This is a genomic window from Nostoc sp. FACHB-892, from assembly GCF_014698795.1.
GTDB lineage: Bacteria > Cyanobacteriota > Cyanobacteriia > Cyanobacteriales > Nostocaceae > Nostoc.
Genome location: NZ_JACJTR010000047.1, coordinates 1 through 12000, shown reverse-complemented (window position 1 = coordinate 12000; position 12000 = coordinate 1). Strand labels below are relative to the sequence as shown.

At 42.6% G+C, this 12000-nt stretch carries 16 protein-coding genes; 11 read left to right on the top strand and 5 right to left on the bottom strand.

Annotation, left to right across the window (positions count from 1 at the left end; all coding sequences use genetic code 11):
* Positions 1–121: 121 nt before the first annotated feature.
* A complete protein-coding gene (locus H6G96_RS33355) occupies positions 122–925 on the bottom strand; it encodes a sulfite exporter TauE/SafE family protein (RefSeq protein ID WP_190917671.1) in 804 nt (267 codons plus the stop codon).
* Between the two features lie 14 nt (positions 926–939).
* A complete protein-coding gene (gene tmpT, locus H6G96_RS33350; protein WP_190917669.1) occupies positions 940–1578 on the bottom strand; it encodes a thiopurine S-methyltransferase in 639 nt (212 codons plus the stop codon).
* 138 nt (positions 1579–1716) lie between these two features.
* Between tmpT and H6G96_RS33345 the strand changes: the two genes are divergently transcribed.
* The 4 genes from H6G96_RS33345 (at position 1717) to H6G96_RS33330 (ending at position 4748) form a co-directional block, all read left to right on the top strand.
* Positions 1717–2136, top strand: coding sequence for a helix-turn-helix domain-containing protein (locus tag H6G96_RS33345; protein WP_190917667.1), 420 nt, complete (start codon positions 1717–1719; stop codon positions 2134–2136).
* A gap of 102 nt (positions 2137–2238) precedes the next feature.
* Entirely contained in the window at positions 2239–2610 is a 372-nt protein-coding gene (locus tag H6G96_RS33340; RefSeq protein WP_190917665.1) for a hypothetical protein, read from the top strand.
* A gap of 196 nt (positions 2611–2806) precedes the next feature.
* The gene (locus tag H6G96_RS33335) at positions 2807–3586 is read left to right on the top strand and encodes a ParA family protein (RefSeq protein ID WP_045874780.1); all 780 of its coding nucleotides are present in this window, start codon (positions 2807–2809) and stop codon (positions 3584–3586) included.
* Between the two features lie 34 nt (positions 3587–3620).
* Positions 3621–4748: a ParB/RepB/Spo0J family partition protein gene (locus tag H6G96_RS33330; RefSeq protein WP_347242306.1), complete on the top strand. Its 1128-nt coding sequence runs from the start codon at positions 3621–3623 to the stop codon at positions 4746–4748.
* Between the two features lie 77 nt (positions 4749–4825).
* On the opposite strand, the gene H6G96_RS33325 is transcribed toward H6G96_RS33330, so the two are convergent.
* Entirely contained in the window at positions 4826–6040 is a 1215-nt protein-coding gene (locus tag H6G96_RS33325) for an RNA-guided endonuclease TnpB family protein (protein WP_190917663.1), read from the bottom strand.
* 120 nt (positions 6041–6160) lie between these two features.
* Positions 6161–6286, bottom strand: coding sequence for a hypothetical protein (locus tag H6G96_RS42580; RefSeq protein ID WP_277933014.1), 126 nt, complete (start codon positions 6284–6286; stop codon positions 6161–6163).
* Positions 6287–6288: 2 nt separating this feature from the next.
* Between H6G96_RS42580 and H6G96_RS33320 the strand changes: the two genes are divergently transcribed.
* Positions 6289–6963 carry a response regulator transcription factor gene (locus tag H6G96_RS33320; RefSeq protein ID WP_190917661.1) on the top strand — a complete coding sequence of 225 codons (675 nt, stop codon included), beginning with the start codon at positions 6289–6291 and terminating at the stop codon, positions 6961–6963.
* Positions 6964–6978: 15 nt separating this feature from the next.
* Here H6G96_RS33320 and H6G96_RS33315 read toward each other — a convergent pair whose 3' ends face one another.
* Positions 6979–8352 (bottom strand): HAMP domain-containing sensor histidine kinase, encoded by a 1374-nt coding sequence (locus H6G96_RS33315; RefSeq protein ID WP_190917659.1) that lies wholly within the window; start codon positions 8350–8352, stop codon positions 6979–6981.
* A 279-nt stretch (positions 8353–8631) separates the two neighbouring features.
* Between H6G96_RS33315 and H6G96_RS33310 the strand changes: the two genes are divergently transcribed.
* The 6 genes from H6G96_RS33310 to H6G96_RS33285 all read left to right on the top strand — a co-directional run.
* The gene (locus tag H6G96_RS33310; RefSeq protein ID WP_190917657.1) at positions 8632–8817 is read left to right on the top strand and encodes a hypothetical protein; all 186 of its coding nucleotides are present in this window, start codon (positions 8632–8634) and stop codon (positions 8815–8817) included.
* A 90-nt stretch (positions 8818–8907) separates the two neighbouring features.
* A complete protein-coding gene (locus tag H6G96_RS33305; RefSeq protein ID WP_190917655.1) occupies positions 8908–9738 on the top strand; it encodes a hypothetical protein in 831 nt (276 codons plus the stop codon).
* A 122-nt stretch (positions 9739–9860) separates the two neighbouring features.
* Positions 9861–10484: a hypothetical protein gene (locus H6G96_RS33300; protein WP_190917653.1), complete on the top strand. Its 624-nt coding sequence runs from the start codon at positions 9861–9863 to the stop codon at positions 10482–10484.
* Positions 10485–10543: 59 nt separating this feature from the next.
* On the top strand, positions 10544–11089 hold the full coding sequence (locus H6G96_RS33295) for a DUF1349 domain-containing protein (protein WP_190917650.1): 546 nt from the start codon (positions 10544–10546) through the stop codon (positions 11087–11089).
* Between the two features lie 62 nt (positions 11090–11151).
* Positions 11152–11583: a GNAT family N-acetyltransferase gene (locus tag H6G96_RS33290; protein WP_190917648.1), complete on the top strand. Its 432-nt coding sequence runs from the start codon at positions 11152–11154 to the stop codon at positions 11581–11583.
* Between the two features lie 165 nt (positions 11584–11748).
* On the top strand, positions 11749–12000 hold a 252-nt coding region (locus H6G96_RS33285), incomplete at its 3' end, for a hypothetical protein (RefSeq protein ID WP_190917646.1).

Below are 12000 nucleotides of genomic sequence, written 5' to 3'. Positions count from 1 at the left end.
GGTGAGCGCGAACGTTAGACCGCAATCATATACAGCAGTCTAGACATGACATTGAATTTTTTATACACGTAAAAAGGGGATGAGCGCGATCGCTTACAGCGGGGCGTAGCCCATCGCTCGTTTAAACAACTGAGAAAAGCATCTTTATACTCAAAACCAGCGAGAGAACCGCGAATATCTTTTTCAAATGAGTCTCAGGTAAACGATGAGAGCAGCGAGCACCATAGGGAGCTGCAATAGAACTCGCGATCGCGATTACCAAAAATGCTGGCACATAAATGAATCCAAGCGTATAGGGAGCGCCCAATGTTTGAGACCAACCACTGATCATGTACCCAATAGTACCTGCGATCGCAATAGGAAATCCAATTGCAGATGAAGTACCAATCGCCTTTTTCATCTCCACATTCTGATAACTGAGGTAAGTGACTGTTAAAAAACCACCACCAACCGCAGCAAGAGCAGATACCGATCCAATGCCTGTCCCCGCTAGAAATAAGCCACGAAATTTAGCTGGCTTTCGGCTAGCTTTCGGTCGCCAATTCAGAAACATCTGACCCGCGACCAGAGCCATAAACAGCGCAAAAAATATGGCGATGTAGGCTGAGTTGACATTGGCGGCAATGCGGGTAATTACAAGGACACCCACCATAATGCCGGGTGTCATCCCGTAAACCACTTTCCAGACTACAGTTCCTTGAGCAGCATGGGCGCGAATACTTGCGATCGAAGAAATGATCATGCAAGCCATTGTCGTTCCTAACGCCAAATAAACGACGTTATCTGCACTTACACCTTGGTTACTGAAAATGGACACCAGCAAAGGAACGAGGATTCCACCGCCACCAACACCCAGTAAACCTGCCATAAAACCGACAAACAAACCCAACAGGATGTATAACAACACCCATTCAATACTCGGCATATAAACTTAATCCTTTAAATTTTTTGGAGCAACCAAACCGTCTCAGTTGATGCAACTTTCCCCTTTAATCCGCCAGCGACTTCCTTACTTTCAACACAGTTCAATTGATAAGCAGACGCATAATGGTGTTTTACTTCTGCTGCACTGACTGAGAATGGAGGGCCATCTATGAGTTGTTGATTGTATTCGTAACAAATCAGTAACTGCGGTGCTGCGTGGGTGATTTTCATCAGGTGTGACGTATATTGATGACGCACGTTTTCAGGCATTGCCACCAACGCTGCTCGGTCATATACCGCGTCAACCAGCCCAAGAACTTCAGCAGAGACATCAAAAATATCACCAACGAATATGTCGATATCCTTGGCGCAGTAGCGGGTTAATTCACCAACTCTAGAGATTTTTGGCTCTACTCCAAGATCGTTAAACAGCTCGTTAATCGCGAGTTCGCTCAATTCTGCACCAACCACTCGATAACCACAGGCAAGCAACCATGCAAAATCACGAGTCTTGCCACACAACGGTAGAAATACACGAGCGCCCTTCGCCAGATTTAATTTTTCAAAATGTTCGATGAGAAGTGCGTTTGTCTCACTTCGGTGAAAACCGATATCTCCTTTTTCCCATTTTTGATGCCAAAAACTTGCTTCCATATCAACACCTTCACTGCTCAAGATATCCATTACCTGGCACAAACTTAATAACGTCAGTCTTGCCTTAAGTTGTCTTTGAAGATACGATACAACTTCAAGTCAACTTGAAGTCAAGCAGTTGTTGCACCAAAAAAAATAATGGATATCACTGAGGTCTCAAAGGCTTGTGGGTTGCCCACCTCAACACTACGATTTTATGAGGAAAAAGGACTCATCCAGTCGAATGGCAGAAATGGTTTACGGAGGCTTTTTGATGCCAACGTCCTAGAACGGCTCGCTTTGATTTCCTTGGGGCGTAGTGCCGGTTTCTCGCTGGATGAGATTCGTGAAATGTTTACGCCAAAAGGACTTGAAATCAATAGAACGCTGCTCTTAGCCAAGGCAGATGAGTTAGACAAAAAAATCAAAGAACTGACCGCGATGCGCGATGGACTCCGGCACGCAGCAGCCTGCACTGCGCCTAACCATTTTGAATGTCCAAAATTTCTGCGCCTCCTGCGTGTTGCTGGTAAAAATCGTGTTAGGCAACCCAATAAATTGAAGGACAATAAGCTTTAAGCGAAGATCTCAGAAAAAGTCAGGCAAACGAGATTAAATGCTTTTAGCTCTGTACAGGGTAATTCTCCGCGTTCGAACACCGCCAGACCAGCAATTCTCATTTTGAAATCTATTTTTCATGGACAGATTTTTAAAAAGAAAGTCTATCTCCAGCATCGGATGATAAATGTCTGTCAGAAAATGATGCTTCGACACAAGCTCTCTATTGAAATCAGAGAATTTTGTCTGATTTTTTTCAAAATGAGAATTGCTGCCCATTTTGTCAGCCTCCAAGGGCGACTTCTCTTGCTTTTATTGTTAGATGCTGTTTCCAAATTAGACATGGTTAAAGCATTTTCTCCTTCTTGGTTACGCATCTTACGTTATGATTTCCTCTGTTATTCATTTAATATTTGGGAATTTGACTCGACGCAAATCAGTCTAAATCCTGTACTCGAAGGACACATCCTACAGTTGGGTAGCCTAGTGGGGTGACTCCAAGCGAGATGAGCGAGAATAGAAAAGGCATTGAGTTAGGTCGATAAGATGCCAGAAAATTTTGTATTGATCCCCCCTCGTCGCTACAATCACCTGTATATGGGACTTCATTAAATCCTCTCGCTCTGCGGATAACGTTATCCGCCAAATCTGACTCATTCCCAAATAACAAAGAAATTCTCAACCAACTATCGTGACTAAAACTCGCATCATTACGTTATTCAACCAGTCAGGGGGCGTTGCCAAAACAACTTTGACCCACAATCTGGGCTACCATCTCGCAGCCAACAAGCATCGTGTCCTACTCGTGGACATGGACCCACAGGCATCTTTAACCAACTTCTTGGGTGTAGACCCTGAAGAACTAGAAAAAACTGTCTATAACGCGATAATTGATGAAGAACCATTATTTGTCTACCCTGAAAAAATCCAGGGTATGGCACTGGCACCCACCAATATCAATTTAAGTGCCGCCGAACTCCTCCTACCAGCTGCCACCGCACGCGAATATCGCCTCCATGAAGCCCTTGCCCCCATCCGCGATGATTACGACTTTATCCTCATTGATTGTCCCCCGTCCCTTGGCATTTTAAGTATCCTCAGTTTGACTGCTGCTACTCATATTCTCGTACCTATTCAGTGTCAATTTAAATCTTTCCTGGGTACAGACCTACTACTTGATACTGTCGCCAGGGTTAAGAAAAAGCTCAACAAAGGTCTACAAATTGCTGGGTTTATTCCCACAATGCTCGATAGCCGCACCGCACAAGAAACCCGCACTCTCCAGGCTGTGGAAGAACAACTTTCCCAAATTGGTACGATATATCCTCCTATCCCCAAATCTATCGCCTTTGCGGATGCCTCCGAGCGCAGAATGCCGTTGGGAATGTATGATAAGAAACACCCCGCAGTCAAAATCCTAAATAAGATTGCCAAAGAGTTAGACAAATTAAAAGTGGAGTCGTCGGGCTAAACCCACAGGTCTGCCACACTTACTAGGAGGTTCTGTGAGTAAAAAAGACGCAGCGTACACCGCAAAACTCAAACACGCTAACCCAATAGATTTAATGTTTGGCGGTAGCGAAGATGAACCCGCAACGCCATCTAACAAATCAACCAACACAATTCCCATCCAGGAAATTAAATTACCGCCCACCCAACCCAGGCGTTATTTTGACCCCAAAAAGTTGGAAGAACTTTCGCTATCTATTAAAGAGCTAGGCATCCTCGAACCATTAATCGTGCGCTCTCAACCAGATGGAAGTTATGAACTCATTGCGGGCGAGCGTCGTTTCAAAGCAGCTATTATGGCTGGGTTGGAGTTCGTGCCTGTCGTCATCAAGGAAATGGACGACGACACGGTTAAGCAGGTGCAATTAATTGAAAACCTCCAGCGTGAAGATTTGAATGCGTATGAGGAAACAATCGGAATTTTGGAGTTACTGGCACTGCGCCTCAATTCAACCCAGGATGAGGTAATTAGCCTGCTCAACCGTATGGAAAAAGCCAACCGAAAACAAGCGGATAACGTTATCCGCCAAAAAGAAAAGAAGGAAATCTTTACCCTTGATGATGTTATCCATCCTTCAGATGATAAAAAAGCGGATAACGTTATCCGCCAACAAGAAAAGAAGGAAGGAGAGAACGCGGATAATGTTATCCGCCAAAACAGAAATAAAAAAGCGGATAACCTAATCGCAAGAGAAGATATTGCCATAATCGAGGGCGTATTTTCTTCTGTTGGCAGGCTTTCAGCCGAATCCTTCCGTACTAATCGCCTGCCATTACTCAATCTCCCTGAAGATATTAAAGAGGCACTGCAAAAGGGGTCAATTGAGTACACCAAAGCGCGTGCGATCGCCAAAGTGAAGGAGGATGTAAAACGCGCTCCTTTACTGCAAGCAGCAATCAAAGAGAATTTATCACTTACAGAAATCCAACAGAGGATAGGAGATATCTTCGCTCAGGAGAAAGCAGACACTACCCCATCACTTAAAACCCAGTACAAGGAATTAAGCAAACAACTCGGTTCATCCAAAGTCTGGGATAACCCAAAGAAAAAGAAAGCGTTGGAAAAATTGCTCAATCAAATTAAAGTACTCTTGGATGAAGAACAAGCCATGACAAAAACTTAAATTTCCGACTCCCATAACTTGTAGTCTTGTCATCTGTATGACAAAGTTCGATTAAGGCAGGATTGACACTCCCCCGTTTATAAAACGGGGGATTCTTGGGTCAAAAGGGAGCTATTGCTTAACCCCTCGCCAAGCATCTTGACCGTATGCCCTACGGCTGCAAGCCCACGCTGCATCACCACCATAGCGGCGGCAATGTCTCTATCTGTTTCAAATCCACATTCATGACAACGATGCACTCGCTCAGATAAATCTTTCTTGCCTGTATAGTGGTTGCAGTTGGGACAAGTTTGGCTAGTACCGTCAGGATTAACCTTGGTAAAATAAACCCCACGTTTCCAACACACCCATTCCAAGATCGAAAGAAACTCACCAAATCCAGCATCTAAGGTATGTTTTGAAAACATTCCCTTAGCCCATGCTTTCAAATTCAAATCTTCAGCAAATATCATTTCGCCTTGGTCACATAAATGATGCGCCAACTTAAAGTGAAAGTCTTTACGAGTGTTGTGAATGTGTTCATGTAGTCGTGACACTTTCTGTTGAGCTTTTCGCCAATTATTTGACCCCAATTTCTTGTGGCTTGCTCTTTGTTGCAGCAATCGCAGCTTGCGTTGGAGATCCACAAAAAATCTAGGTCTAGCGATTTGTTCACCAGTAGAGGTGGCTAAAAAACTTTTCAATCCCAAGTCAATCCCAATTGGATAGCCATGTGGCGCAAAACTTGGAACATTAACATCTGCTTGCAGTGTGAGCATCACATACCATCCCGAAGCCTTCTTCACTACTTGAGCTTGTTTTGCAACAAACCCATCTGGAATGGGTCGGGATAACTGCATTTTCACCCAGCCAATACCCGGAAGCTTGACTTTGCTTCCCTGAATTGGATTAACCCCTAATTGGGGAAACAGTAAAGAGCGCATTCTTAAGAGTTTTTTAAATCGGGGAAAGCCTCTGCCTGATTCCCACATCCCAATAAACGCTTTTTCTAATCGCCTCAATACTTGTTGCAACATCTGAGAATGTGTCGCGTTTAGGTCAGGGTTAGTTTTTCTTGCTTGAGTTAAAGCTTTGCATTGAGATGCGAATGTTGGTCGGGGTGCATCGACCGGAATGATGTACTCGCTCTTGATACTGCAAGCGTCAATTCTGCATGACCTTGAGTTATACCAATCTTTCCTTTGTGCTAACGCAAAATTCCAAACCCTGCGAGATGTTTCTAGCCATGCTTCGTAGGTTTGGGACTGCTGCTGATTTAGTTTTAGGCGATAGGTATAAGTTAGGTTTAGCATATACGCATTATATCTTAAAAACGAGTAAACTGTTTTTAAAGCCGAATAAATTCTGCGAGTTCGCCTTCGGCATAATCATCTGTATGCTCACTGCAAGCATTTGGTTTGAGTGTGATGGGCTTACGTCCCGCCGTAGGTAATCGCGCAACCGTTTTGAGAGGTCGCAGCTAGATGTAGCAAACTGGGTATTCGGTAGATGTTATCGTCACAATCTGGCATGATCGCTAATAAAATCAACAGAATCATTTATGAGTGAAAAACTGAAGCGATTAATGCTGCGAATTTTAATTGTCGAAGATGACCCAATGATGCGGATTGGGCTAAAACATACACTCTCCACTTATGCTCACCTTGAGATTGTGGATATAGCAGAGGATGGATATTTAGGTGTAGAGGCAGCGATCGCACTCCAGCCTGATGTAGTGGTGATGGATGTGGGAATGCCACACAAAGATGGCATTGCAGCTACACAAGAAATTAAGAAGGTTCTACCTAATGTAAAAATTGTCATGCTCACCTCCCATACCTCGCAAACGGAGGTAGTAGCTGCACTTTCTAGCGGTGCTGATGGCTACTGTGTCAAAGGAACAAGTGCAGAGCAATTGGTCAAAGCAATTGATGTGGTTCATCAAGGAGCTACTTATTTGGATGCTCAAGTAGCAAAAACCGTGGTTGATCAACTCAAACCCGTTACAGCCGCATCTAAAACTACTCAGTCTATTCCCCCTGGAACATTATCAGACAGAGAACTAGAAGTGTTGCGTTTCATCGTTGAAGGCTACAGTAATCCAGAAATTGCTAAAGCGTTATATCTGAGTGAGCATACAGTCAAAACCTATGTTCGCGGAATTATGAATAAGTTGCTAGTGAATGACCGAGTACAAGCAGCTGTAGTAGCATTGCGATCGGGCTTGATGTCGTGATTAGACTGAGAACTGCTATATAGGTAGAGTAAACCAGAAGGTAGCACCATTACCCGGACTACTGATCGCTCCAATCTTGCCGCCATGAGCCGTGATAATTTGCCGACAGATGTAGAGTCCTAAGCCTAAACCGAGTGATTGACGATTATTAGGGCCACGGGTATAGAGTTCAAATAAGCGATCGCACTGCTGTTGTGTCATCCCTACACCATCATCTTGAACAGTGCAACGGATTTGGTTGTTGAGATGTTCTTCTACAACAGCATCCAAGGTCAACTTTACCCCCGGTCGATTATAACGCAGTGCATTTAAAAGTAAATTTTCATACACTCGGCGCAGATGGAGTGCATCGGCATTCACAGGGGGTAAATCAGTGGGAATCGTATATGTTACTGTGGCGTTTGCTTGCTGGATAAAGGGTTGTAAGTCGGTAATCACAGATTTCACTAAATCATGCAGTTTCACTCTTTGGTGATGTAGTACAATTCCATGTACTTCGGTTTCGTGTGCTTCTAACAGTGAGTTAATTAAAGCAACCTGTCTATCGCCACTGTCAATTATTTGTTGGAGTAATTCTTGGGGAATCTGTGCAGTGTGTTGTTCAGGATGCCAAAAAGTTTTTAAAGTCATCACCATACCGATTACAGGATTGCGTAAATCATGAGATACCGCATGGAGAAAAACCCGTAGTTGTTGACGTAATTCAAATTCCCGTTGTAGCGATCGCTCATATAAAAATACACCAACATCGGCGACCAAACAAATCAACATTGTATAAAATATGCCCAAGACATAGCTAGCAGGGACAATCACATTTGGATCGCGCCAACCAAAGAGTAGGGCGATCGCAAAATAGCCAATCACAGTTACTTGCGATAGCAGATGCGATCGCCAATTTACAGGAATCAAAATGGCTTGAATCGCATAAAACAAAATCCACGTACCTCCATCAAAACTAGCTTGTCCTCGCACAGTAGCGATGATTTGAGACGGCATCAGCACCAATCCACTCAACAACAGAAACATTCTTTCTGGAGACTGGGAGAATACACGAGATTTAGCTAATAACAAGCCCATACCAACACTGAAAATTTGAGTAACAGCAACTTCCAAATACTCACGTATCCGGACTGTATCAAATGCTAGTTTGGGATCACCTGAAGCATTCAAGCTAGGAATTATCAGGGTGAGATTCAAAGTTGTCGCCATTACCGAAATAATGAGAACAACCCAAGCAAGTAAACGAATTCGACTAGAAAGAAATTGCTGTTTCCACCCCAAAAATTCTGACGAAACAATTGCATGATTAGGTTGAACTTTGCTTCTGGTCCGATTAATAAATCGAATGACAAATATTTTTCTTGGTAACAATGTCAGGATACTTTTCATTATGCAGTTGAATGTAACTGGAGTTATTAAAATTCTGAAAATTAATTTAATGCACTATTACAAGATGTTTTTAGATTGTTTTTTATAAGAGATATAACAAACTTGATTGTATAAATTACAAAGCCTTATTCGCTCCACCCAAATGGACTAACAGGTTAACTCACCCAACCGATTCATCCAATCGGGTGAGTTAAGCGAGTGAATCAATCGTGGGAAGTTTTAATTAGATGCCTGAATTTATGATTCGGTCATGACATGAAAACAGGCGTTGAGAGCTTTATGAATATTCTATTTATTCATCGCCAATTCAAGCTAGACCTTTCTTGGCTGAAGCAGAATACTGTTCCTAGATTGGATGACACAAATCTTCATCAGTATGAGACTTGGGTTGAACAAAATCAAGTCCTAAAGTATTTGCGTCAGGTTGAAGCTAATTATTTTCTGGAACGTAAAACTTTTTGGTAAGGGATGAATAAACATACATCGCTTGGGTTTAGGACATTGGTTGGCACTGGATAATCCCTAAAAAAATAAAATTCCCCGGAGGTAAAGGAAGTGCGCCAGCAAACTAAGGCTCGCAAATTACTGAAATTAAGTGGTTGGTTGGCGATCGCAGGTTTAACTTTATATATAAGTGTCAAGTTCGTTATACCATCACTGTTCCCATACTGGGGCGTTGGACTTGTGGGTGTACTGGGTGCTTGGGCGGCAACCAGTACGTGGGTGCTACTCGCTAATAGGCCTAGGACTATCCGCCTGTTGGTAGTGATTGTATTCATCACAGCGAGTCTAGTAGGTGGGATTCTTCCTTGGGGTGGTTTAGCTGGGTTTGTGCTGATCCTCATGGCATTCTTAGTTCTTGTTGGCATAACCTTACTGCTTGTGTTTCTCAGCCTGGGACAAAAACAATCAATCATAGAGTTACTACTGTTAGGTTATGTACCCATGCTGGCAGGTGTAATCATGGTGGCGATCGCCAACTTAATTACATTTGCACCTCCAGCCCTATCAATTCAAGCTCATAGTCCGAGTGACGAACTACGCTATATGTTCGAGACAGATCAGCAGGATCGTCTAACGAGTCGTATGATTTTCGATTCCAGTCGGGATCAGGCAAGGCTCAAGCGGACACTCTCCCTAGATCGTCAAGGACTGATCGCCAAACCAGAGGCTCAATACTATGCGGCACTGATATTACAGCATGGTACTTGCCCTGAGCATTTCCGCCGCGCATATCAACTTGCTCATGGTGCTGCCAAAGCAGGGATTCCTCAAGCAGAGTGGCTGTCCCACGCCTCCTATGATCGTTGGATGATATCAGAAGGCCAGCCACAAAAGTACAATACGCAATTAATTTTGTTTCAAAAATCAACCTGCAATACGTAATTTTACTGCTAGATCAACACCCAATTGGAGTCAGTAGGTGTAGGAGTTTATCAGGCTGTTAAAAGGTAATTCTAGACAAGATAAGAAATTCATCGCACTGAACTTTAACTAGGAGAGAAATTATGCAAGTAAACCGCAGACATTACACTTATATATCTATGCTTGTTTTAGCTGTAGTGGGAAGTGCTGGAGCTTCAATGCAGTTATCACAACCAGCAATGGCGAGGGAAACAGTACGCCAATGTATGCAAGACCTCATAGATGATGGTATCTCGGAAACTAATGCAGCGATCGCTTGTCGTGGTCAGCGAGGCAATAATCGGGGTAACAATAGAAACAGAGATAGATACTTAGAGTTACAGGCAAGGTCAGGGCCAACAGTAGAAGGACGTTGGCGCTATTCAGCCCCTGGCGTACCTGATGATGCTATGCGCCGCGCCGGTTGTGAACATATTAAAGGAGATGATTGGCGCTGTCCAACTTCTAGATTGCAAGTTTATCTCCAGAATCATCAATCACGGTATCTGGAATTACAAGCAAGGTCAGGGCCAACAGTAGAAGGACGTTGGCGCTATTCAGCCCCTGGCGTACCTAATGATGCCATGCGCCGGGCTGGTTGTGAACATATTAAAGGAGATGATTGGCGCTGTCCAACTCCTAGATTGCAAGTTTATCTCCAAAATAACCGTAAGTCTTTTATCCAGTTACCCCAACCTCCCGCACCCCCACCAATATTTCCGTTTTAGGCAAAGTTAATTGGAACTAACATAAATTTTATTCTGTTGTTACTGGTAGTAAAAAAATTATGACGCAAATGAAATGGTACAACGAACCTGTTACCTGGAACGAGCAAGCAGAAGTTGTTTACGTTAACGCAGGTGCAAAGACAGATTTCTGGCAAAAGACTCATTATAATTTCATGCGTGATAATGGCAACTTTTACTATCAGGAAGTAACGGGTAATTTCACAATTGAGGTAAAAATTATAGGACAATATCAGGCTTTATATGACCAAGCAGGGTTGATGATTCGGGAGAACGAAAATACCTGGCTCAAATGCGGAATTGAGTATGTTGAAGGCGTGCATAATGTTAGTGCTGTAGTAACCAGAGATTATTCAGATTGGTCTGTAGTCCCCCTATCACAACCACCAGTTGCTCTATGGATGCGGGTACAGCGTCGCTCAGAAACAGTAGAAGTAAAATATTCTCTAGATGGTGAGAATTATCAAATGTTGCGACTGGCATATCTTACCCATACTGAAACATTACAAGTGGGGGTAATGTGCGCCTCACCACAAGGTGAAGGTTTCTCAGTTATCTTTGAAGATTTTAACATTACTCAACCATAGCGTCACTAAGTCACTGTGTTTATCTACCTAGCAAATATCTGTAATCAAAAGCTAGTAAATATATGATTAGAGCTTATCAAGACACAGATTTGGATGACGTAGTTAGCATTTGGTATGAAGCATCTAAAATTGCCCACAGCTTTATCTCGGAAGAAAATTTAATTGTGCAAAGAGATGCTGTAATCAATACTTATATCCCAAGGGCAAAAATGTGGGTTGCCTATGAAGATGGATGTATAGTCGGTTTCATTGCTTTATTAGATAACTTAATTGGTGGTTTATTTGTATCGCCAAAAAGTCAAAGGAAAGGTTACGGAACTCAGTTAATCGAATACGCTAAATCAATAATCGAAGAAACTCTGTTGGTAGATGTTTATCAAGAGAATCATCAAGCCCAACATTTTTACAAAAAGTGTGGATTTATTTTGATAGATAAACGGTTAGATGAAAATACTAATTTTCTCCTATTAACTATGAGCTTCAATGTCAACTAAATCAACAAATAGCATCAATCCTATACAGTAATAATGAAGTGATCATTTACTCTATTAGTCAAGAAACATTAGTATTTGAGTTGCGAACTAAGGAAACAAATCTCATTTAGTAATTTCTGGAAAAGTTACATTATTTAGCTACCAACAGATTAAGGAATAAAACAAATGAATCTCACTCTCGTTAATGACAACTTACAAATTGAATGGGAATGGCATGAGCAATTACTAGCATTTAATCTCTGCAAAAATTTGGTAATTCCCCTCAATCATATTGCAGCAGTTTCGACTGCTCAACCAGTAAGTAGTTGGTCAGAAATCCGTAATCCCGGTCTTGTTATTCCAGGGATAATTAAAGCAGGAACCTACTACAGCAGTAGAGGTAAAGAATTTTGGTACGTGACGAAAGACCAAGATTAT

Bases quoted from the DNA above. Each gene is read 5' to 3' on its own strand.
- H6G96_RS33355 (WP_190917671.1), bottom strand. From the start codon at position 925: ATGCCGAGTATTGAATGGGTGTTGTTATACATCCTGTTGGGTTTGTTT.
- tmpT (WP_190917669.1), bottom strand. From the start codon at position 1,578: ATGGAAGCAAGTTTTTGGCATCAAAAATGGGAAAAAGGAGATATCGGT.
- H6G96_RS33345 (WP_190917667.1), top strand. From the start codon at position 1,717: ATGGATATCACTGAGGTCTCAAAGGCTTGTGGGTTGCCCACCTCAACA.
- H6G96_RS33325 (WP_190917663.1), bottom strand. From the start codon at position 6,040: ATGCTAAACCTAACTTATACCTATCGCCTAAAACTAAATCAGCAGCAG.
- H6G96_RS42580 (WP_277933014.1), bottom strand. From the start codon at position 6,286: ATGATTCTGTTGATTTTATTAGCGATCATGCCAGATTGTGACGATAAC.
- H6G96_RS33320 (WP_190917661.1), top strand. From the start codon at position 6,289: ATGAGTGAAAAACTGAAGCGATTAATGCTGCGAATTTTAATTGTCGAA.
- H6G96_RS33315 (WP_190917659.1), bottom strand. From the start codon at position 8,352: ATGAAAAGTATCCTGACATTGTTACCAAGAAAAATATTTGTCATTCGA.
- H6G96_RS33310 (WP_190917657.1), top strand. From the start codon at position 8,632: ATGAATATTCTATTTATTCATCGCCAATTCAAGCTAGACCTTTCTTGG.
- H6G96_RS33300 (WP_190917653.1), top strand. From the start codon at position 9,861: ATGCAAGTAAACCGCAGACATTACACTTATATATCTATGCTTGTTTTA.
- H6G96_RS33295 (WP_190917650.1), top strand. From the start codon at position 10,544: ATGACGCAAATGAAATGGTACAACGAACCTGTTACCTGGAACGAGCAA.
- H6G96_RS33290 (WP_190917648.1), top strand. From the start codon at position 11,152: ATGATTAGAGCTTATCAAGACACAGATTTGGATGACGTAGTTAGCATT.